The organism is Acinetobacter sp. ANC 3929 (assembly GCF_000369405.1).
Taxonomy (GTDB): domain Bacteria; phylum Pseudomonadota; class Gammaproteobacteria; order Pseudomonadales; family Moraxellaceae; genus Acinetobacter.
Genome location: NZ_KB849999.1, coordinates 830491 through 851840, shown reverse-complemented (window position 1 = coordinate 851840; position 21350 = coordinate 830491). Strand labels below are relative to the sequence as shown.

Sequence of the window (21350 nt, the reverse complement as noted above, 5' to 3'; positions counted from 1 at the left end):
CAACTTTACAAAGTATGACAGATAGTGAAATGTCTGCTACAACTGGGCAGGCATTAATGAGTTTGTCATATATAGCCCCTAGTGACGCATTGAATTTGGAAGCCAAAAGAACTGGTGGTGATACCAATATCGGTTTCTATAAATTGGGTTTTGAAGCTAAAGTTGAAATTAATGCGAATATTAGAAGATTACAATTAGGTTGTGGTGGTGTGAATGGAGCTAGTGGCTGTGACATCGATATTGAAAATTTTAGTTTAAGTGGCGCATCTACAGATACTCAAGACACTGCAGCCAACCGTGCAGCGCGGGTGCAATCCGATGCAATCATGAACAACCCTTTTATCGAATTTGCAATTAAAAATCCTAATTCAGCTTCGACTCGATCTGTGGAAGGACTTAGGCTTAGTGCTGAAAGTGTTATAGGCATGTTAACGTTTGGAACAGAAAACTCACAAACCAGCGGAAAGGTTGGCATACCCAATGGTATTAATAGCCTGAGTGGTTATATGGAGTTAAACTCTGCAAGCGGTACAGCAGTAACAAATGCCAGAAATATGACACAAGCGATTGGAGACATGACGGGGCGAGTGGAAATGTGTATTGGGGGAGTGATCTTTGGTAGCTGTGTGGGGGGTTGGGCACCAGTTAATTATACTGCATCTACATATAATATTGAGTTGAGTAGTGCTTCTGCGAGTTTTACCACCAATCCAGCTGTAGTCAATGGTAAGCGACAAACTGCTGTTCAACTTACGGGTATTGCAAATATTGGCGATATTACCTTCAAGTGCCCTACTGGTCAGGAAACGAGCTGTGTGACGGCTACCGCATTGGGATTACCTCTGAAAGAAGGGGTTTCAGGGACAATTTCTAATCTGAAAGCAAATGTTCTCGTAAATCAGAGTTTAGGGTTAATTCATAAAATTCCTGTGAATGGAAATGCATTCTCTTTATCTCTTCAAAACAAGAATATTCAATGGCCGGGTGCAGCTGCTGCAAATATTGCACAGCAGGGATGGTGGTTAGCATTTGGTGGAGGGATTGATATTGGTAATATTAGTCCAAGCAATAATGTAGATATCCCAGATTCCAGTTTACGCCAAGCGTTAGGGCCGGCGGGTGATCAGGGAAATACTACAATTAATGGTGCTCTCTATAATAATATGCCTAGATGTAGTATTACTGGGTGTTTATTTGGAACAGTATTACAAGTTCCTAAAATTTATTTGGGGCCAGGTAATGGTGCTCCAGCCAATACTCCACAAACCTATGTAGATTTCCCATTAGTAAATCAGGTCTTAAGTGCTCAAAGTTTTGTTCCAAACTGTTATGGTGGTTTGAAATATTGCTAATACAATTGAAAGCAGCTTTGGCTGCTTTTGGTTTCGCTTATCGGAAAAATGTAACATTTCCCCTGTTTTTTTTGCATTTGTGTAATTGTTAGGCATAATAATCTACAGTAGCTGAAATTGAGTGATGCTTGGATGCGCATCTTTGTTAGTAAAGATTGATCACTCAAATGGATTAAAAAAATAAAGTTGGTGCGGAGCATCGTTAACAGGAAGGTCAAGATGACTACACTTCATACGGTATCTTTTCAAAAAAAATTGTTGGTAAGTCTCATTGGCTTATGTTTGAGTCAATCTGTTTTTGCATTACAAGAATTGACAGATCAAGGATTAAGTGAAGCGACTGGTGAAGGGATTGCAATTTTACCAACGAATAGCTTTTTTGTATTTCGGGAAGCTGGTGCAAATGAAACATTAAATGCCCTTTTGACAGATCGTACCAAAGATACAGGTTATATCCATTATTTACCCATCGGCGGTCTTACTTCCACGGTTCAAGATACCAATAAAGATGGTTATGTCTCCGATGGAACTACGGCAATTGGCGGTACAGTTAGACCAGTTGATCATTCTGTAGGAAAAGCTGATCTGTATTTATATGGTTTAGCACTATCTAAAAATGCCAGTAATAATAGTAATAGTCGTTTAGATAGTGGAATGACGGGTGGTACTGCAAATGCTGCAATTACATCTTGGGGAACAGCGGCGAATCCATGGTTATTTAAAACAACAACTGCTAAAAATGTACCTAATTTTAGCGCGACAACTTGTGGGGGTGCCACAGATACCAAATGTCAGGTGACTTATCTGAATCTTGAAGCCCCACTTTATGAAACTACTGTTCCGACATTAGCTGCAAATGGTGCAGATGCCTATAATTTGAAAATGGCGTTATGGGCTGATGCTTTTGTAAGAGACCAAAGTAAAGCTGAAGGTGATGCAAATCAATTCAATCTAGGTGAAAACTTTGGGCAAAATACAACTGGGCGTGCAAATCGATTACGTTTGCAAGGCGTTTGGAATGGCTTTAGTGTCAATGGTAGTAATTTACAAGTTTTTCAAACATTGGGTGGCGCTACGAACGCCAATGGTATGAGCTCTTTTTATAATAATACGCTCGGACTATCAGGGATTCTGCGTTTTAACAGTGGTACAGGAACAACAGCATCTGATGCAGACGTTTTACGTTTAAGCACTCGGGAATGCGGTGCTGGTAATCCAAATGGTTGTACAACTGGAACAGCTCAAGGCCTGTTAGCAAGTCCAGGTGTCAGTGGAAGTGGAGCAACAACAGCACCGAACTTCTCTCCAGATGAAGGTCTATTTATATATAATTTAAATACAAATTTAGTGCTAGGTTCACTATATCAACCTTTAATTTTAGGTTCTGATGGAAAAAACTTTAGCCTAGAAATTGCCCGAATTCCGAATAAAGTAGAGATATATTCCAGAATATATACACGCTACGCAGGGGATACCGGAGATTCAACAGTTACATATTATGGATCAACTTGTAATGTATTTACCTGTGGTACAAGTACGTTAGCTGGCTATCAAGGTGGTTCGCCACGTAATGATTATGGCAGTAGCAGTTTGCCAGCAAATACCACATTACCAACACATAGTAGTATTAGTATTGGGTCTGTGACTCAAGGTACTAATAATTTACTTATCGCTGATAAATCAGCCTCAGCAGTCGGTATTTCATTTGGAAAAGCGGGTACTGCTGGTGCTACCAATATGGGATCAGCCGTGATAGATGGTTTACTGATTCAGCATATGAAAATCACGACGGCGGGGCTATGATGAAAACAATCACTTTACTACTTTTGCTTTTTACAACAGTAGCTCATGCTGGCTTGGAAACTTTAGATAATAATGAAATGCGAGCAATTGAAGGGCAGGCTGGTGCTGATCTGTCGTTGAAGCTTTCGTTAAACCAAACACCTACGTTTCAATTTGATAATGGTGCTGGAGGCGTATGCCAGAATTTGGCGTATTGTCATCTTGGAATTTCTGTGAATAAGCGGTTTGTTGATGCAAGTAATAATGCGGTGAGTGATCCTACCAATACCAATCCTGCAAATAAACTTTGGTTAGTGTTTAAAGGTATACAAGGAACCGTCAATCTGCAAAAACTGGGTTTAGATGGTTTTGATTTGACCTATAAAAATGATGGTGGTCAAGATATTGTTAAGCCAGCGATGATGTTTAGTTTGGATGCAACATTACCAATTCTTATTAGAAACCTTGGTTTTAATGCGCTCTCAATCGAGAAAGATGACTTTACGAGCTATTATGACACTACCACAGGAAAATTAATTGAAGGAACGAACCCTGCAACAGCACCAACAACTGGCTATGGTTATTTAAAAGCACCAACCTATACTGCAGTTGCACAAAAAGTAGGGACAGTGGCAAGCGGAGCAACCACAGCAAACAATTATGATACTGGCCGAGAAACAGGATTTATGGGATTAAACATGAATGGCAACTTGGCAATACAAGGGAAGATGATGATGTTCTCTTGTGATGCTAGTCATCCACGTTGTTAATTAAGTTTAATTTTTCAAAGGATTGAAGTGATGAAAAATAAAAATGTAAATCACAGGAACATAAGTTTTGCGCTCAACACTTTGGCTGCAAGTATATTTTTTATTAGTCACTCTGCTTATGCATTACAAGCATTAGATGATAGCGCTCTACGTAGTGTGAATGCTCAGGATGGCATTCATATTGAAACGACGTATGACAATATTAATGTAGATCAGTTTTACTGGCAGGATAATGCCGGACGAGGAAGTTCAGATGCAGTTGGTACGACATTAAAAGCTGTAGCGAATAATTTTAGAATACAAAAAAACGCTTTAGGTGATCAGCTTGGTACAAGCTATAAGTTAAATACAGGAAGTAATGGTACCAAAACTGGCTTGAATATTGAGTTATCTTCAAATCCATCCTTAATTACAATTGGTTCATTCCAGATTTGTGATCCGAGTAGATGTAGTAGTGATATTGGTAATTTGGCGATTCAAACAACTTCACCATTAGATTTAAAATTTAAGACAACAGATGGTTTATTTAGTAAAAATAGTCAGGCATCGTTGGAGCTGGGGCTTAAAAATGCCACAGTTTATTTAGGTCAGACCTCAAATAGTCAGCTAAATCAATTGATTTTAAAGAATTTTAATTTTAACTTTCTTGGGAAAGGGGTAATGTTTGTAGATTCAGCAGAAGGCATGAAGCTACAGACCAATAATGCTTTACTTACAGGAAATGCAGCTAATGCATCATTAACCCAAACGCCAAATGGGGATTATGGATATGTCGATTTTACCCGTGTTAAAGATACTGGGGCTGTAACTGCAGGTACCTATTCAGAGGGTGGGGTTGCAACCAATTCGGGTCTAAACCTTGAGTTTATGTTGAATAAAAACGTGAATCCGAGTTCTCCCTATACGCTTGATTCAACAAATACACCATTGAACCAACAGGCGGCACCAAATAATAAAGCACAGGGGCTCATTCGTGTAGGCGCGAATGGGAGAATGGTCAACGGCTCTCTTCAAATACGTGGTCTGAATGCCAATACTGCTATTGATCCAGTTTATGGTACAAATTACGGCAACCCTAATGGAACCAACATTTTAGGTAAGACCAGTGATGGTAAAGCAATCATGGGCGAGACTGGAGTTGCGTTCCGTATGAAGGCCGAATTCACCAAAGACAGTGATTCCATGCTGGGAAGTGATGGTAAAGCAACAACTTTGGAAATTGGTGGAGCAGGGCTAAATACTTATGGTTTTGAATTTGGTAACTTGACTGGGTTACAGTTGGGTACACGAGGCTCATTTGATACGGGTAATGTTTATATCAATTTAGTTGATGCAAAATCTGCATACTTACCTGCAAATTATATTTTCCAAACTTCCAAGTTTGGTAATGGTAGTTTCTTAACTCAAGATTCTGACTATATTCAAAGTATTCATATGCAAACAGGTACCACTAATCCATACAGCCTGTTAGTAGCAATTCGTGGCGCAGAGTTCCAAGCGATTTCCAGACGTGGTCGTTTTACCAATAGTGCAACCAATAATCCTGAAAGTGGCTATGCTGCGATTACGGAGCATACGGATAATAATTGGGGATTAGCATTACCATTTTATAATCTCAATGCCAATATGGCGATGTACGGTACGAGAATTAATGCAAATGAAGCTTTTTACTTTGATAAAGCTGGCGTGAAGCGTAATGTTGCAAGCAGTGGAGATACCCCTCGATTAGGTTTTTCGTTAGGGATGAGTACAACTGGCGTGGATCGCGATAACACTTATAATGCTTTGGGAAATAAAACCACTTCAATTTTAGTCATTGATGGTGCAAAAAACTATTATATGGGTCTTCGTAACATTGATATGTTATTGAAAGGGACGGGTAGTATTGGCCTTGAAAATGGTAGTGTGAATGCCACATTGAAGGATATGTTAATCGTCATGGCTGCAGAGGTCGCTGCAGGATATTTACCAGGTACTTCTTATACCGGTGGTGTTGCGCCAAATAATAACTTTGCATTAAGCAATGATGTTTTATTTGGTCTAAAACTTCGTGTTGGGGGCGATATGAATCTTTCTCTGATCCCGAACAATGAATATAGAACGGATGGTACGGGTAATGCGATGAACATTGTTGGTGATCTTAAACTTAACGCAGCAAGTAATAATACAATTCAAATCAGTGACCCTGTAGATGGTTCGGCGTTAGGTTTAGACAATATCCAAGGTGATTTGGCATTTAATAACGCAATTCAAATTAATCGAGATAGTTCTGGAGAGGGCGTAGTGAGTTTTAATACTGCCCTAACATTTAACCCAAATCGTACTACTGACGGTGTATTTAGAACCAAAGATATTAACCTTTATGGACCTAGTGGTGGGGCTCAACGATTAGGCGAAATGGCGATTACGGGAGGGCGTTTGACAAGCCAACTTTCAATCATGCCTAGGAACTAAGTTACATTGCTATGAAGACTGTCATTTTCCATCTATCTATTAATTGCGAAAATGATTGTGCTTCGAATGTATTATGCTAATCTATAGTACATATTTTAAACATTTGTCTACGGATGAGGACAATGAATAAAAACAAGAAATTAGGATGTTTGTCATTATTGCTGCTAAGCCCTTTGACAATGGCAATGCAACCCATGGATGATCAAAGTCTTTCTGCAACCACTGGGCAGGATGGTTTAACGATTGGTGTTCAGGCAAACATTCAATTTAATCAAATGGCAATCATTGATAATGATGGTCTATCCTATACTGGTTATACGGCGCCATCATATGCCAATCGCGCTGGTTTAGTGATTGCGGGAGTCGCTGGACAATCGACAACAGCACCTGTGAAAGTATCGGGTCTAAATGGCAGTACAGAGACAATACTAGGTTTTAAAGCCACTATTGATACTGATGCAGGAACAGCTTCTACAGGTGGAGCATTTGCCAATATTGGTTTAGCTTTTGATAGCAATATAACGGGTCTTCGAATTTCTCCATTTTCAATATATACAGCTAGCCCAACTTCACTTTCGAATATGAGTGGAGGTACTTATATACGGAACGCAATTTTTAGCTCAGGCACTTTGCTGAAAAGTGATGTAAAAGAGCTATTACGTGTGGGTGGGATTGATATCGTTTTTGGGTCCAATAAACCGAGCATGAATATTCAGATGGGAGCAGCGCCTCAAGGGCGTATGGTTCTTTTTGATGGAGCAATTGAGTCAATCTGTGGTTCAGGCACTGGTTGTAATATTCTATTAGTGTCAGACTACGCTGCTGCTGGAAACTCGACTACAACACCTGTTGGTGCGAGTTTTGACTTCAAACTAACTGGAAATAATGGTAACCCTTTTGGGCTTAAAGGCTTTTATGCGGGCATTTATGGTTCAGCAGGCGTTACGGATAAAGGTGGAGTTGTTTTTGGAAATGCAGGCACAACGGATAAATTTGATCTTCAGCTAAATAATGTATTACTTGGTACCAGTGGCTCTCAGAAGGTAGGTACGTTTAATAATTTGCCGAATGCTTCGATTGGTAATATTGGTATGTCAGGTGCTTCTATAACAAATTTACAAATGAAAGTGAGCGGGATGTAATTACATCGCGTAGATGATAAAATCAATTTTGAAGCGGCCTAGGCCGCTTTTTTTATGGTTTTGTATGATAACTATTGAAATTTAACTTTTCTCTAAATATTGAATAATTTCATCCAATTGTTTGATTTTTTTTACATAACTCCATAATGCTTGCGCTTCTGGATAAGCTTTGGTCATCATGCCTAACCATTGCTTATAACGGCCAATCATTCCAATTTCAGTCTTGTATTGACCGCTTAAAAAACGTTGTTGGAGTACAACGAGGTCCTGCCACGATAGTAGGGCATGATCCATATCCTGGCGGATACATAGGGTTAAATCAGGTGTAGTCACTGCACCACGGCCAATCATCAAATCTTGGCAGTGTGATTGCTCTAAGCAGGCTTTTGCATCTGCATTATTCCAGATTTCACCATTGGCAATCACATTAATTTTTAATGCTTCGGTAATCGGTTGGATTTTTTCCCAATAGGCAGGTGGAGTATAGCCATCTGCTTTAGTACGTGCATGTACTGTGAGCCAGCTTGCACCTGCATCTTCAATGGCATGGGCGTTATCTAAGGTATGGTTTTCATCAAGATAACCAAGGCGCATTTTGGCTGAAACAGGGATGTGTGCAGGCACTGCATCTCGAACGGCTTTCACCAATTGATGCACAGTTTCAGGCTCATCCAGTAGAACAGAGCCACCACGATGACGGTTAACAGTTTTTGCTGGACAACCAAAATTAAGATCAATCGCAGGTGCACCTAGCCCAACTACTTTGGCGGCATTGGCGGCTAACATCTCTGGATTATTGCCAAGAAATTGAACGTGTACAGGTGTACCCGCGGTAGTTTTACCTTCATTTTTAAGTTCAGGACAAAAACTATCGTAGATATGATCTGGCAGAATGCTATCGGTAATACGGATAAACTCAGTCACGCACCAATCAAAACTGCCAACATGAGTGAGCACATCACGCATGATTGGATCAGTTAGACCTTCCATCGGAGCGAGTACAAGTTTCACGATTTTTACCTAATTAAGCGAAAACAGCGTTATACGCATTTTCAGAAAGGCTGTCTAGTTTTTATTAGAATGCTAAAAATCTAACGCCCTAAAATCATTTCTAAAACAAATTTACTGCCCATAAAACCAATGGCAAGTAGGACAAAACCAGTAATGGTAAAACGAATCGCTTTACGACCACGCCAGCCAAATTTGTAATGTCCAATTAATAACGCGCCGTATAAGAACCATGAAATGATACTAAACGCGGTTTTATGTGCCAGATGCTGTGCAAAGAAATTATCAATGGTAAAGAAACCAAATAACAATGCTGCGGTCAATAAACCAAAGCCTGTAATAATCAGGTCAAACAGTAAGGATTCCATCACTTGGAAGGGAGGTAATAAATTGACCCAGATCCGTCGTTTTTGCTTCTTTTTCAATTCTCGATCTTGAAACCAGAGCAACACAGCATGAATGGTTGCCATGAGCAAAACTGCATAGGCAGATAATGACAGAATAATATGTAAATCTAAGCCTAAGCTATGTTGCTCAATAATCTGATTGGGTTGGCTAAAGGCAAAGCCGAGCATTAAACCAAAGGCGGCAACAGGGGTTCCGATCAGGTTCAATGGAAGAATGGGGCGAATCAGACTCAATATTAAACTGAGTGCCAACATGAGTCCTGAAGTAAATGACATCAAGTTAAAGACATCATAGTTCACCCCAATCGGTGTCATCATGTCTTGATAGAGCACGGTACTATGCAGTACCAGCCCTAATCCAACCATAAGACCATAACACCAAAGATTTGGACTACGTTTTGACATCAATCGTATAAACAAATACCAAAAAGAACTGGTATAGGCGATAAGTGCCAAAATTGTGTAAACCAAGGGGAGACTGATCATGTCAAACCTTTTGTAGGAGGATGAATAATATTCACCATATAAGATATAAATTCACTTCGAACTACAGTATCCTATAGCATCTTACGCATAAATTTTCTATTTTAAGAAAGATTTTTTTGCAACTAGCCATTTTAAGCGGATTTCGCAATGTTTGATACCTTAACAGAACGACTCACACAGAGTTTAAGAAATGTTACTGGCTCAGGGCAGCTGACCGAAGACAATATTAAAGATACCCTACGTGAAGTACGTATGGCACTTCTTGAAGCCGATGTGGCGTTACCTGTAACTCGTGAATTTATCGCGAAGGTTAAGGACGAAGCGCTTGGGCAGGAAGTGATGACTCAGCTTTCTCCTGGTCAGGCATTTGTAAAGATTGTCTATGATGAACTCACCAAGATGATGGGTGAGGCAAATGAGAGTTTAGATTTAAGCGCAAAACCGCCTGTAGTGGTATTACTCGCTGGTTTACAAGGTGCGGGTAAAACCACAACTGCAGCAAAATTAGCGCGTTTCTTGAAAGAACGCCAAAAGAAAAAAGTCATGACTGTTTCTGCGGACGTGTATCGTCCAGCAGCAATCAAGCAGTTAGAAACAGTATCGAATGAAGTTGGCGTGGGTTTCATTCCATCAGAAGCATCTGAAAAGCCAATTGATATTGTCAATCGTGCCATTGAGCAAGCGAAAATCCAGTTTGCGGATGTCTTGATTGTCGATACTGCGGGCCGTCTACATGTCGATGAAGACATGATGGATGAGATTAAAGAATTACATGCTGCGGTGAAACCAACCGAGACTTTATTTGTCGTTGATGCGATGACAGGTCAGGATGCTGCCAATACAGCAAAAGCGTTTAATGATGCTTTGGCTTTGACCGGTGTAATTCTGACTAAGACTGATGGTGATGCACGCGGTGGTGCGGCACTTTCTGTCCGTGCCATCACTGGCAAGCCAATCAAGTTCTTGGGTATTGGTGAAAAACTAGATGCACTTGAGCCATTCCATCCTGATCGTGTTGCACAACGTATCTTGGGCATGGGTGACGTCCTTTCTTTGGTCGAAGAAGTTGAACGCAAGATCGACAAAGAAAAAGCCGAAAAAATGGCGAAGAAATTGCAGAAAGGCGGAACCTTCAACTTTGAAGATATGCTGATGCAGTTTGAGCAAATGAGCAAAATGGGCGGCATGATGGGCTTCTTGGATAAGTTGCCTGGTATGAGCAATGCGGGCATTCAGGACGCGATTGAAAAAGCCAATCCTGAAAAGCAAGTCAAGCGTATGGAAGCCATTATTCAGTCGATGACGATCAAAGAGCGTCGTAATCCTGATTTGATGAATCCAAGCCGTAAAAAGCGTATTGCTGCAGGTTGTGGTATGGATGTGGCTGAAGTCAATAAGCTGATCAAGCAACAAGCGCAAATGGCGAAGATGATGAAGAAATTTGCCAATCCATCTGGAATGAGCAAAATGCTGAAATCATTAGGCAATATGCAAAAACAATTTGGTGGTGGAGGCGGGAATATGGGCCCTTTATTTGGCAACAATGACCAGAAAAAGTAAGTTCTATTGACTTCCTAAAAGGCGCTTAATGCGCCTTTTTTTATTGATTGAAATGAGGTGTTTTGTATAAATTTAATACAAAATATCAACATTCAAGGTGCTTTAAAAAGAAGAAAATTAAAAGTAAACCTATGTTTTATATTGAAAAGTAGTGTTAATTATGTCACATAATTCAAAAAATAATGTATTTATCTTGCATTGTGAGAATGCCGATCCAGAACAGCACTGGTATCTTTGGCTAGAACAGCAATTGAAAAGTGAAACGGTTGGGGTTGAACGTATTTTTCTTGCTGATGCCAACCATCCTGAAGCTGAGATTTGGCAAACATGCTTGGAAGCACAGTTAAAGGGTTTGAACGAGCACAGCATCGTGGTCGCACATGGTTCGTCTTGTGTGGCTGTTGCTCGGTTTTTAGCAAAAAAGTTACAGCAAATGACATTGAAAGCAGGGATTTTTATTGCGGGGTTTAATGATGTAATAGCGAACCATCCAGAGTTCAATGCCTTAATTGAGCATTCACATTTTGAGAGTGGTATCTTGCGTGCCAATATCAAACGACGACTGGTTTTCTTTTCCAGCAATAATCCAATTGTACCTGTTCCTTTAACGTTTAAATTTTCCAACTTACTGAATGCCCAGTTGATTGAGGTGGCTCAAGCTGGGCATTTTCGTCGAGAAGATGGTGTTAATGAGTTTCCACAGTTATTGCAGGCAATTCAAACTTTAGTGAAAGCAGAATTGAGTTGAACATAGTATCTTAAGCCTTTAAGCAACAAGTCAGATTCAACTTGAGGCTGATAATGGCTGAGGAATTTAGAAAATAAGCTTGCATCGCCACCTGTTAAGATTAGCTTTTTAGGCGATTGCTGCATAATTTGATCGATGGTACTGATTAGGCCAAGCAAAATACCGTGATGTACTGCGTCGACGGTGTTATGACCAGGTTTTAAATTGTCAAAAGCCGAATCAGGAATCTTGATGCCTTTGGTATTCTGGATCAGGGAGTCCCGTTGCAGGTATAAATTTGGCAAAATATAACCACCTAAATGCTGTAAACCTTCGACCAGATCAATGGTCAGTGCCGTACCACAACCAATCACACAAAAGTTTTCGTTAGGCTTCGCCATCGCCAAAACTTGCAACCAACGGTCAATCCCGAGCTGGCTTGGTACATCATAGCCACAGTGCAGCCCTGCATATTCCGCCTGAACTTTGGCAAAAATAATCGGAATATCCAGAATGTCGAGAATCATGTGAATACGTTGATTATTTTCCGAATCTAAAACGGAAGAAATGCCAACACGACTTAAATTTTGATGACGAAAGTGCTGAATCAAACCGAGCAATAAATCGGCAGGTGACTGTAGATGTAACTCGGCAGCGTGTTCAATCACTTGATCATGTGCGGTGATCCAGTACTTTAAGCGGGTATTACCAATGTCCAGCCATAAACTTTTCATAGAATCATCATTTCCTCAAATCGAAGCGAGACGCAAACGGCCTTGATAGAATTGTTGAGTCTGATCAGTTTTGATCAGCACCGCACCTTCATTGTTGATTCCTTGAAACAGTCCCTGAATTTTGCCTTGGGTATGCTCAAATTCAACGTTTTGGTTGAGCCAAATCGCGTGATGGTTAAAGCGTTCTGCTAAATTATAGCTACCATGTTCAAACCATTGTGCTGCTTGTTGAATTGCAGTGTAGAGTTCAGCAATTAGCGTTAAACGATCAATTTGAGCTAAACCGAGCATCGCTAATGAGGTAATTGGTTGATCTGCATTTTCAACGGGTGGAGTATTTAAATTAATCCCAACCCCGACAATTGCTTGATGAGGGGAAATAGGTTCAACCAAAATCCCGCCCCATTTACCTTGGGGACTGTATAAATCATTTGGCCATTTGACTTGTAAGGTCAAACCACGCAAGCTCGGCATCTGTAGAATATTCAACGCAACTTCAAGCGCAAGACGACCATCCAGTGCTGTCTTGGTTTGAATCAGTGTGCTTAAATAAATATTGCCCTCAGGAGAGGCCCATTGTCGTTGGTGTTGACCGCGACCTTGTGTTTGTTGTGCACTGCATACCAATCCTGTTGTAATGCCTTTTTGTGCAATTTCACGTATATCATCATTGGTTGAGGTTGTGGTTGTTTTGAGTAGCACCACTTCTGGAAACTGATTTTTTGCGTTCAATAATTGTTGAAGCTGGCGGGTTGCGAAATCATCCATCATTTTTACAAGTAGAGTGGTCATGTGTTTATGGAGTTAATCATATATTTGCTGATTGGCGCAATTGCTGGATTTGCTGCGGGGCTATTTGGTGTGGGTGGTGGCCTAATTATTGTGCCAATTTTATATATTGTTTTTACTCAAATGAATTATGACCCCAATGTCATTATGCATATTGCAGTTGGAACATCGTTAGCGACCATTATTGTGACGTCGATCAGTTCGGTGATGGCGCATCATAAAAAAGGAGCGGTACTTTGGCCAGTATTCCGTAATTTAGCACCTGGCTTGGTACTCGGTTCATTCCTTGGCGCAGGTATTGCTGATTTAATGTCGGGACAGCATTTGCAGTTAGTGATTGGGGTCTTCGCTGTCTGGATGGCGTATAAGATGTTTAGGGGCGCGAATGCTGTTGTTGACCCAAATCGTCATTTACCGTCAGCACCTCTACAGCTTGCTGCCGGTGGGGGGATTGGTGTGGCATCAGCGATTTTTGGGATTGGTGGTGGCAGCTTAACCGTGCCTTATCTCAATCGTCATGGTGTGGTGATGCAAAAAGCAGTTGCAACCTCAGCAGCGTGTGGTTTACCGATCGCGGTTGCAGGTGCACTCGGTTTTATGTGGTTTGGCGCGAAAGAGCAGATTGATGTACCGAATACCATTGGCTATATACATATCTATGCGTTCTTGGGCATTAGTGTGATGAGTTTTATCACTGCAAAATTTGGTGCCAAAGTTGCACATCGTTTATCGCCAGCCATGCTGAAAAAATGTTTTGCAGGCCTATTGGTGGTTGTCGGTAGTTATTTTATCTATAAAGGCTTGATCTAATTTGTTTTAATGGGTTAGTCCATAATGTACTTCAATGCTTGCAATCAAGGTTTCGACCAAAAGAAGTACATCATCTTGCTGGCGTGCATCGATAAAAAACAAGGGATAATTTAGCCCTTGCTCTGCTTGCCATGCTCGATAAATTGATCGTGTGCGTTCAGGCATACGATCAATATGAGTCACTGCAATTACGATATTATTGCCAAAGGGCTGGAATGCTTGAATATATTGCGCTAAATCAAGCAGCGGATTTTCAGCAGCATGATCAATCATCACAATCGTACCGATTGCACCTTTGCAAATGACCGACCAGATAAAATCAAAGCGGTCTTGGCCTGGTGTGCCATATAAACCGACCTTAACCCCATCCTCCAAGGTCAGCTCACCATAATCAATGCCAACAGTTGTGAGCAGTTTTTCATGTGATTCGGTATCGGTATTCAGTGCCTCCGTACTCAGCACCTCAATTTCTGATAAAGCTTTGATTGCCGTGGACTTACCCGAGCCCATCGTGCCGCCAAAGACAATTTTATATTGATGTAAGATCATATCTGTAACCTTGATTAAAAGCCTAAACGATGACGGAGTCGACCAAACAGTTTTTTCATAAAATGTTGTTCTGTCTCGTTCTGCTGATTTTGAGGATGATATTTCGCTTCAGGGTCTTTAATCAGTTTTCCACAGTTTGCACCTAAACAAGCTGCAACGAAGTGCCGTATTTTTTGTTCAGGTAGATTCAATTGACTGGCAACGATGCTGATTTGTGCACCTTGCGCAAAGCACGCTGACATACGCAGGATGTCTTGACGATCCCTTTTATGCTTTGGTTGTGGCCAGACATCCAGATAAAAACTGGAAGCAGAGGGGGGACACAATTCTTCAAAGTCCATGGATGTCCACAAGAGATGCCATAGCCATTGTTTTAAATCTTGTTGCGGTGCATCGGCAATCCAATGCTGATCATTTTGAGTGGCATAGGTGTAATTCAAACTTGGATCAGTTTGGAAAGACTGAAATTCAGGATTTTGCCAAAGCCATTCATTGCGTGGATCTGCAATCGCAAGTAAACCTTGGCTATCAAAAAGCTGTATCTTGCCATTTTTAGGATTTTGGATTTCTTGCAATATCTCTTTAATTTGTTTGCGGTGGAATAGAGGAGACGAATTTTCTTCAAGTATGAGCTGATTTTGGTCTAAAGCAGTATTCAGCCGAAGGCTAAGCCAATGATGTAAGGAATGAAGATGATTCAGCGGTAGGAACAGGGTGTCATTTTCAATGGCACTATTTTTATCTACATCATTGGCGATTTTGAGGACATTGATTCTGTTATTTTGCAGCAGGCTTTTGATATTAGGAGAGTCAAAAAACACATGGTTGATCATTAAGATATCAAGTTGCGGTTCGGCAATATTACTCCAATTAATTTGCACATGATGAGGAACAGCCGTTTGAACTTGCTGTTTTAACTCATTTAATGTTCTGAGACTGAGCCCAAAAATTGCAATATTAATGGCTTGATGAACACCCATGCTTTTACTCATCTATATGCCCACTGAGTCATTCAGCAGAGAATTTAAACTGTGATATTTTTTATGAAAATATTATTTTTTGTGATTTGTATCAATTAAAAAGCGATAAAAGAAGATGTTTCAGATATATGGTTGAAGGGAGACTCAATTAGATAATCTATTGATATTTTGAAGATAAAATCTTTATTATTTTATAAGAACTGAGAATTTTTTCTAAATTTTTATAACGATTGGCTTAAAAAGCAATAAAATTGTCAGACAATGATATAGAATTTATGGGGCCAGATCAGTTAAAACAAAAAAGCGCAAAGCGCATTGGACAATGCGTATAACAATGATAGCGAGGGGCTCATGAATCTCGAAGAGGCTGATAGTCTTTCTGAACAGATTGCAAAATATATTAGTGAACAAATTATTAGCGGTGAGCTGGTTGAAGGCGAACGTATTCAAGAGCTGCGCATTGCGAAAGAATTGGATGTCAGTCGTGGCTCAGTTCGTGAGGCATTGTTGTTACTAGAACGTACCTATTTAATTGAAATTTTTCCGAGACGTGGGGCGATTGTCTCTGAGATGTCAGCACAACAAGTTAAAGCATTATTTGACACCAATGTGATGGTGTTGGGACATATTGTGCAACGCATTAGCGAAACCTGGCGTGTGAATGAAGCGGAGCAATTACAAGCATTATTGGATCAACTGGTCGAGTTTGTTCGTGCAGGGGATATCGAAAAATTTTACGATGCGATTTTTAAATATTTGGCTGAACAACACGATATGGTGGCAAATCCCTACTTGATGCAGTTCTATAAAGAACTATTGCCTTCATTGCGTCGCAGTTATTTTTTAACCTTGAATACCTCACGTCGTGAGCTACAAGAGTCATTTACCCTATTTAAACTTGTGATTGATGCTATTTTGATCCGAAAATCACAACAAGCTGCTTTATTTATGGAAGATTTTTGTCGACACTTGCGCAACCTTGTGTTGGAATCTCTGACACGTATGAAACAGATTGAATTGGCTTGGGCTAGACGCTCACGCCGCTAGTTAGGGCAGTATGCGTTTAAGCAGTTTAAAACTTTCAGGCTTTAAATCTTTTGCCGATAGTACAACATTACATTTTAAGGCAAACCGTACTGCGGTGGTTGGGCCGAACGGTTGTGGTAAATCGAATGTTATTGATGCGATTCGCTGGGTTATGGGCGAGTCCAACGCACGTCAATTGCGTGGCGGTAGTATGCAGGATGTCATCTTTACCGGTACAGCCAAACGTAAACCTGTTGGTGTTGCCAGTGTAGAACTTCGTTTTGATAATACCTATGGCAAACTAGGTGGTGCTTATAACGCCTATAGTGAGCTTGCGGTGCGCCGCCAAGTCACGCGTGAAGGTAAGTCTGAATATTTCTTGAATGGTACTCGTTGCCGCCGTCGTGACATCACTGATATTTTCTTGGGCACCGGTCTGGGACCGCGTTCTTACGCTGTCATTGAGCAGGGCATGATTAACCGTCTGGTTGATGCCAAGCCAGAAGAAATGCGCGTGTTTATTGAAGAGGCTGCTGGGGTGTCGCGTTATCAAGCGCGCCGTCGAGAGACTTTACAGCACTTAGAACACACTGAACAAAATCTGGCGCGATTGGATGATATCGCCGCGGAGCTGAAATCACAGCTTAGAAGTTTGAAACGTCAATCTGAAGCTGCGATTCAATATAAAACTTTAGAAGGTCAGATCCGTACTTTAAAAATCGAGATTTTGTCCTTCCAAGCCAATCAAAGTCAGAAGCTACAGCAAGAATATACCGTTGAAATGACGGCACTGGGTGAAAACTTTAAACTGGTTCGTTCTGAGTCACAGACCATTGAACATGATTTGGAAGCGACCAGTGCTTTATTTCAACGCCTGATTCAGCAATCTTCACCTTTGCAGCAAGAATGGCAAAAGGCAGAAAAAAAGCTGGCTGAGTTGAAAATGACGCTGGAGCAGAAACAGAGTCTGTTTCAACAAAATAGCACGAGTCTGGTTCAGCTTGAACAGCAGAAAGTCCAAACTAAAGAGCGTTTGCAATTATCTGAGTTACAGATCGAAACTTTAACGACTCAATTTGATGAGCAGAATGAAGCACTGTTGGCGTTAGAACTGCAAACACAAACTGCAGAACATAATTTTACTGATATTCAGGCGCAACAAAAGCAAGCACAACAGCAATTTGAGCAACTTAAAACACAGGTCGATCAGCAACAACAGCAAAAGTTGCAAATGGCTGCGCAAATTGAACAGCTCGGTAAAAATGTGCTGCGAATTGAACAGCAAAAGCAGACCTTACAAGCCCAAAGCAGCCAAATTCGTGCGCAAGTTCAAGATGATGAGCAAGCGCAGTTAGAACAATTGCAGCAACAACTGCAACAGGAAATTATTGCGTTAGAAACTGCGATTGAGCAATTACAGCAGGATGTTCAAACACAGCAAGATCAACAACAGTCGAACAAAACGGATCTGCAAAGCTTGAAAACTGAGATTCAAGTTTTATTGGCTGAACAAAAGAATTTGAATCAACTCGTTGCAAAGCAAAGTCCGAAACAGAATCAAAATGTGACTCGGCTGATGCAGGGTTTGCGTTTGACAGTTCAAGGTAAAAGCCACGCGACGATGATTGAAAAATTCCTAGCCAAGTGGTTGCAAGCGCATTTATTGGAAGGTGAACAGTCATTTCAGGAAGGTGTGGCGAGACAGTTAAAAATCACTACGCAACAAAATATTAAAATTCAGCATTTAACTGGCTTAAGTGATTGGATTGAAGCACCCCAATCATCATTATGGGCAAATGTTGCTGTGGCTGACACTTTAGCTGCTGCATTGGAACATCGGGCGGATCTCAAGCAAGCACAATCTATTCTGACGCTGGATGGTTATCATGTTGGTGCCGATTGGGTGATTGCGCTGCACTATGATGAAGACAGTCAAACTGCGCAGGGCATGCTCAGTCATCAAGTCCGCTTAGAGGAAATTGAACAGCAGCTGGCACAGAAACAACCACAGTTGCTTGATTTAGAAAATCAATTTTCTCAGCAACTACTGGCTTTGCAACAGCAGCAACAGAATTTACAGCAACAACAACAAAGTCTGAAGCAAAAGCAAAAAGAGCTACAACAGTTCGACCTACAAATTGCTAAACTGGAAAGTACAGCACAAGCCTTTGTGTTACAACAACAGCAATTGGCCGATCAGTTGAAACAGCTTGATGCGCAGCTTGAAGAAGATGCGATGCAGCGTGATGATCTGGAAATTGATCTACATGCATTAGCGATCAAGTTAGAAGGTGTATTGCCGAATTATAAGACTCTGCAATTTCAGGTTGAAAATTTGAATGAGCAATTGGATGAGCAACAACAACAGCTCAGTCAACAATTACAACAACGTGAAAATCTGCGTCGTCAAACATCTCAGGCCAATCAGCAAATTGAATTGTTAGAGAAAGATATCTCGTTCCTGAAAACGCAGTATCGTCAAATTATTGAACAAATTGAGCAGGCTAAGAAATTTGTTGACCCAATTCAGCTTGAACTACCGAACTTAGAGTCGCAATTCAACGAGCAATTTCAACAAACAGAAAAGCTGCAAAAAACGTGGAATGAATGGCAGCTTGAACTCAATCAAGTCCAAGAGAAGCAACAGCAACTCACTGAACAGCGTCATCAAGCTCAGCAGAAAGACGAGCAGGTGCGTGAGCAGTTGGAACAAAAGCGTTTAGCGTGGCAGGCTGCGAAATCAGATCGTGAGCATTATCTGGAACAACTCAAGGAGTTGAACGCAGAAGTTTTAGCTGATCTATCGATTGAAATTAAAGACCATCAACAAAAACTGGAAAAGGCTCAGCAGCAATTTGAGAAAATCGGTGCGGTGAATTTGGCAGCGTCACTAGAATATGAGGAAGTGTCGCAACGTTTTGATGAACTCAGCCATCAGATGCAGGATCTGCAAAATACTGTTGATCAGCTCAAAGACGCGATGAAAAGTATTGATCAGGAAACACGTAAACTGTTTATGACCACTTTTGATCAGGTCAATCAAGAGTTGCAACTGCTGTTTCCAAAGGTCTTTGGTGGTGGTGAAGCGACCTTAAGCCTTGAAGATGATTGGCAATCTGGTGTTAAATTGATGGCACGTCCACCAGGCAAACGTAACAGTTCCTTGGCTTTACTGTCAGGTGGTGAAAAGACCTTAACCGCTTTGGCCTTGGTGTTTGCAATCTTTAGATTGAATCCTGCACCGTTTTGCGTATTGGATGAAGTTGATGCACCGCTTGATGATGCCAATGTACAACGGTATTGTAATTTGGTAAAAGAGCTTTCTGAACAAGTGCAATTCATTTACATTACACATAATAAATTGGCGATGACAATGGCAACTGATTTACTTGGAGTCACCATGCCAGAGCCAGGTACATCAAAATTAGTGACTGTCGATTTAGAACAGGCAAAAGAATACGGGTTAGTTGCGGAGTCTTAGTATGGAAATGAATACAATAATAGGCATTGTTGCCGCCGTTGCGATTATGCTCGTTGGTTTAATCATGATTTTAAGAAAACCAAAGCCAGTTGAGCCATCATTAGAAGCAGATTTACATATTAACCCAGAGAGTCAGCAACCTGTGATTCCACGTCATGTACGTGATCAGCTTTTACAAAATGAAGTGGTGACCACAACTGAGCGTGTTGAGCCAAGTTTAAATACTGAATCGATTCCAGCAGAGCCTCAAGCAGAAAAAGCTACTGATACCTCGAACGTTGAAGCGGAAACCAAACAGACAACAACATCAACTGCAATTGTTGAATCTATGGTAGAGGTGGAAGCTGTACAAAAAGAGCAAACTGTAATCGCTGCGTCTGAAACTGAAGTTGGGTCTGAAGATGTAGTTACAGACAAGATTGAGGAAAGTAAAACTGAAGCAGAGATGAGCTTAAATCCAAATATTGAAACAGTTGTAATTGAAGAATTCGACGGTGAAAGTAATATTCTGGATGTGCATTTACATGAGCAGCAGCGTTACGATGATGAAAGTGCCTTAGCAACTGCAGAACAGATTATTGCCTTGAATGTTTATCCGAATCCACGTCGTGCCTTATCAGGCGATAAAGCGCTCAAAGTATTATTAAAATACGGCCTGCGTTTTGGTGAAATGTCTTGCTTCCATCGTTATGAAAATACCGATGAGCCAAGTGCCTTGATGTTCTCTGTGTTGCGTATGACTGATAATGGCCCAGCAGGTTTTGATTTAGAAACTTTATCAGGAGAACAAGTGCAAGGTCTCGCATTTTTCTTGGCTTTACCAAATAGCAAAGCCGTTACGGGTTATGACATGATGACTAGTATCGCAGGTTTAATCGCACGTGAAGTCGATGGTAAGGTCTATGATGAAAATAATCTGGAATTTACCCCACAGTTGAAAGAACATTGGCGTCATCATGTGATTGATTATCGTCCAAATCAGGCGACGGTTTAATTAGTTGCTTTTTCATAAACTGACTAACATGTTTTTAAATTTGAAAAATAAAGAACTTAACGGAGTCATGTTAGGTTCTTATCCTATTTTAGGTTAAACCACTACGTCTTGCACTACACCAAAGCTTTAAACACTTTGGTTTGTTCATGTTCGACTTACTTTTGTTTCGATATGAGGAGTGAAAGCTCCGTAAGAGCAAAACGTCTTGCACTGCTAAAGCAGTTCCCTACAAGATGAAAGTTTTGTTTAAATAATAAACTACGGACCTCGTTTGTCTTGCACGTCTCAAAGCTTTAAAT

At 40.7% G+C, this 21350-nt stretch carries 17 protein-coding genes; 11 read left to right on the top strand and 6 right to left on the bottom strand.

Going from position 1 to position 21350, the window contains the following annotated elements:
- The first annotated feature begins 56 nt into the window (after positions 1-56).
- The 5 genes from F909_RS08985 (at position 57) to F909_RS09005 (ending at position 7500) form a co-directional block, all read left to right on the top strand.
- The gene (locus F909_RS08985; RefSeq protein WP_228129398.1) at positions 57-1352 is read left to right on the top strand and encodes a hypothetical protein; all 1296 of its coding nucleotides are present in this window, start codon (positions 57-59) and stop codon (positions 1350-1352) included.
- A gap of 219 nt (positions 1353-1571) precedes the next feature.
- Entirely contained in the window at positions 1572-3155 is a 1584-nt protein-coding gene (locus F909_RS08990; protein WP_005151159.1) for a hypothetical protein, read from the top strand.
- Entirely contained in the window at positions 3152-3904 is a 753-nt protein-coding gene (locus F909_RS08995; protein WP_005151157.1) for a hypothetical protein, read from the top strand. Before F909_RS08990 ends, F909_RS08995 begins: the two co-directional genes overlap by 4 nt.
- Before the next feature lie 30 nt (positions 3905-3934).
- On the top strand, positions 3935-6358 hold the full coding sequence (locus F909_RS09000; RefSeq protein ID WP_005151156.1) for a DUF6160 family protein: 2424 nt from the start codon (positions 3935-3937) through the stop codon (positions 6356-6358).
- Positions 6359-6480: 122 nt separating this feature from the next.
- On the top strand, positions 6481-7500 hold the full coding sequence (locus F909_RS09005) for a DUF6160 family protein (protein ID WP_005151154.1): 1020 nt from the start codon (positions 6481-6483) through the stop codon (positions 7498-7500).
- 81 nt (positions 7501-7581) lie between these two features.
- On the opposite strand, the gene F909_RS09010 is transcribed toward F909_RS09005, so the two are convergent.
- Together F909_RS09010 and F909_RS09015 are read right to left on the bottom strand one after the other, a co-directional pair.
- The gene (locus F909_RS09010) at positions 7582-8511 is read right to left on the bottom strand and encodes a tRNA dihydrouridine synthase (protein WP_005151151.1); all 930 of its coding nucleotides are present in this window, start codon (positions 8509-8511) and stop codon (positions 7582-7584) included.
- 80 nt (positions 8512-8591) lie between these two features.
- On the bottom strand, positions 8592-9401 hold the full coding sequence (locus tag F909_RS09015) for a cytochrome C assembly family protein (protein WP_005151149.1): 810 nt from the start codon (positions 9399-9401) through the stop codon (positions 8592-8594).
- A 147-nt stretch (positions 9402-9548) separates the two neighbouring features.
- Here F909_RS09015 and ffh point away from each other — a divergent pair, with 147 nt between their 5' ends.
- Together ffh and F909_RS09025 are read left to right on the top strand one after the other, a co-directional pair.
- The gene (gene ffh, locus F909_RS09020; protein WP_005151147.1) at positions 9549-10961 is read left to right on the top strand and encodes a signal recognition particle protein; all 1413 of its coding nucleotides are present in this window, start codon (positions 9549-9551) and stop codon (positions 10959-10961) included.
- A gap of 160 nt (positions 10962-11121) precedes the next feature.
- Positions 11122-11709, top strand: coding sequence for an RBBP9/YdeN family alpha/beta hydrolase (locus F909_RS09025; RefSeq protein ID WP_005151145.1), 588 nt, complete (start codon positions 11122-11124; stop codon positions 11707-11709).
- Here F909_RS09025 and F909_RS09030 read toward each other — a convergent pair.
- Together F909_RS09030 and F909_RS09035 are read right to left on the bottom strand one after the other, a co-directional pair.
- Positions 11679-12422 (bottom strand): pantothenate kinase, encoded by a 744-nt coding sequence (locus tag F909_RS09030; protein WP_005151144.1) that lies wholly within the window; start codon positions 12420-12422, stop codon positions 11679-11681. The genes F909_RS09025 and F909_RS09030 overlap by 31 nt on opposite strands.
- Positions 12423-12437: 15 nt before the next feature.
- A complete protein-coding gene (locus tag F909_RS09035) occupies positions 12438-13214 on the bottom strand; it encodes a biotin--[acetyl-CoA-carboxylase] ligase (RefSeq protein WP_005151141.1) in 777 nt (258 codons plus the stop codon).
- A gap of 6 nt (positions 13215-13220) precedes the next feature.
- On the opposite strand from F909_RS09035, the gene F909_RS09040 reads away from it, so the two are divergent.
- Complete coding sequence (locus tag F909_RS09040; RefSeq protein ID WP_005151140.1) at positions 13221-14021, top strand: sulfite exporter TauE/SafE family protein; 801 nt, start codon at positions 13221-13223, stop codon at positions 14019-14021.
- 6 nt (positions 14022-14027) lie between these two features.
- Here the strand turns inward: F909_RS09040 and F909_RS09045 are convergent, their stop codons facing one another.
- Together F909_RS09045 and F909_RS09050 are read right to left on the bottom strand one after the other, a co-directional pair.
- Positions 14028-14570 (bottom strand): GTP-binding protein, encoded by a 543-nt coding sequence (locus F909_RS09045; protein WP_005151138.1) that lies wholly within the window; start codon positions 14568-14570, stop codon positions 14028-14030.
- Between the two features lie 14 nt (positions 14571-14584).
- The gene (locus tag F909_RS09050) at positions 14585-15550 is read right to left on the bottom strand and encodes a hypothetical protein (RefSeq protein WP_005151136.1); all 966 of its coding nucleotides are present in this window, start codon (positions 15548-15550) and stop codon (positions 14585-14587) included.
- A gap of 351 nt (positions 15551-15901) precedes the next feature.
- Between F909_RS09050 and F909_RS09055 the strand changes: the two genes are divergently transcribed.
- From F909_RS09055 to F909_RS09065, 3 genes are read left to right on the top strand one after another with little or no spacing between them, the layout of a single operon-like run.
- Complete coding sequence (locus tag F909_RS09055) at positions 15902-16597, top strand: GntR family transcriptional regulator (protein WP_005151133.1); 696 nt, start codon at positions 15902-15904, stop codon at positions 16595-16597.
- Positions 16598-16607: 10 nt separating this feature from the next.
- Entirely contained in the window at positions 16608-20057 is a 3450-nt protein-coding gene (smc, locus tag F909_RS09060; RefSeq protein WP_005151132.1) for a chromosome segregation protein SMC, read from the top strand.
- Position 20058: 1 nt separating this feature from the next.
- Positions 20059-21051: a cell division protein ZipA C-terminal FtsZ-binding domain-containing protein gene (locus F909_RS09065; protein WP_005151130.1), complete on the top strand. Its 993-nt coding sequence runs from the start codon at positions 20059-20061 to the stop codon at positions 21049-21051.
- The last annotated feature ends 299 nt before the right edge of the window (positions 21052-21350 follow it).

What these genes read in the sequence shown, in the direction of transcription:
- F909_RS08985 (WP_228129398.1), top strand. Translation starts at nt 57, where the DNA reads ATGAGTTTGTCATATATAGCCCCTAGTGACGCATTGAATTTGGAAGCC.
- F909_RS08990 (WP_005151159.1), top strand. Translation starts at nt 1,572, where the DNA reads ATGACTACACTTCATACGGTATCTTTTCAAAAAAAATTGTTGGTAAGT.
- F909_RS08995 (WP_005151157.1), top strand. Translation starts at nt 3,152, where the DNA reads ATGATGAAAACAATCACTTTACTACTTTTGCTTTTTACAACAGTAGCT.
- F909_RS09000 (WP_005151156.1), top strand. Translation starts at nt 3,935, where the DNA reads ATGAAAAATAAAAATGTAAATCACAGGAACATAAGTTTTGCGCTCAAC.
- F909_RS09005 (WP_005151154.1), top strand. Translation starts at nt 6,481, where the DNA reads ATGAATAAAAACAAGAAATTAGGATGTTTGTCATTATTGCTGCTAAGC.
- F909_RS09015 (WP_005151149.1), bottom strand. Translation starts at nt 9,401, where the DNA reads ATGATCAGTCTCCCCTTGGTTTACACAATTTTGGCACTTATCGCCTAT.
- ffh (WP_005151147.1), top strand. Translation starts at nt 9,549, where the DNA reads ATGTTTGATACCTTAACAGAACGACTCACACAGAGTTTAAGAAATGTT.
- F909_RS09025 (WP_005151145.1), top strand. Translation starts at nt 11,122, where the DNA reads ATGTCACATAATTCAAAAAATAATGTATTTATCTTGCATTGTGAGAAT.
- F909_RS09030 (WP_005151144.1), bottom strand. Translation starts at nt 12,422, where the DNA reads ATGAAAAGTTTATGGCTGGACATTGGTAATACCCGCTTAAAGTACTGG.
- F909_RS09035 (WP_005151141.1), bottom strand. Translation starts at nt 13,214, where the DNA reads ATGACCACTCTACTTGTAAAAATGATGGATGATTTCGCAACCCGCCAG.
- F909_RS09040 (WP_005151140.1), top strand. Translation starts at nt 13,221, where the DNA reads ATGGAGTTAATCATATATTTGCTGATTGGCGCAATTGCTGGATTTGCT.
- F909_RS09045 (WP_005151138.1), bottom strand. Translation starts at nt 14,570, where the DNA reads ATGATCTTACATCAATATAAAATTGTCTTTGGCGGCACGATGGGCTCG.
- F909_RS09050 (WP_005151136.1), bottom strand. Translation starts at nt 15,550, where the DNA reads ATGGGTGTTCATCAAGCCATTAATATTGCAATTTTTGGGCTCAGTCTC.
- F909_RS09055 (WP_005151133.1), top strand. Translation starts at nt 15,902, where the DNA reads ATGAATCTCGAAGAGGCTGATAGTCTTTCTGAACAGATTGCAAAATAT.
- smc (WP_005151132.1), top strand. Translation starts at nt 16,608, where the DNA reads ATGCGTTTAAGCAGTTTAAAACTTTCAGGCTTTAAATCTTTTGCCGAT.
- F909_RS09065 (WP_005151130.1), top strand. Translation starts at nt 20,059, where the DNA reads ATGGAAATGAATACAATAATAGGCATTGTTGCCGCCGTTGCGATTATG.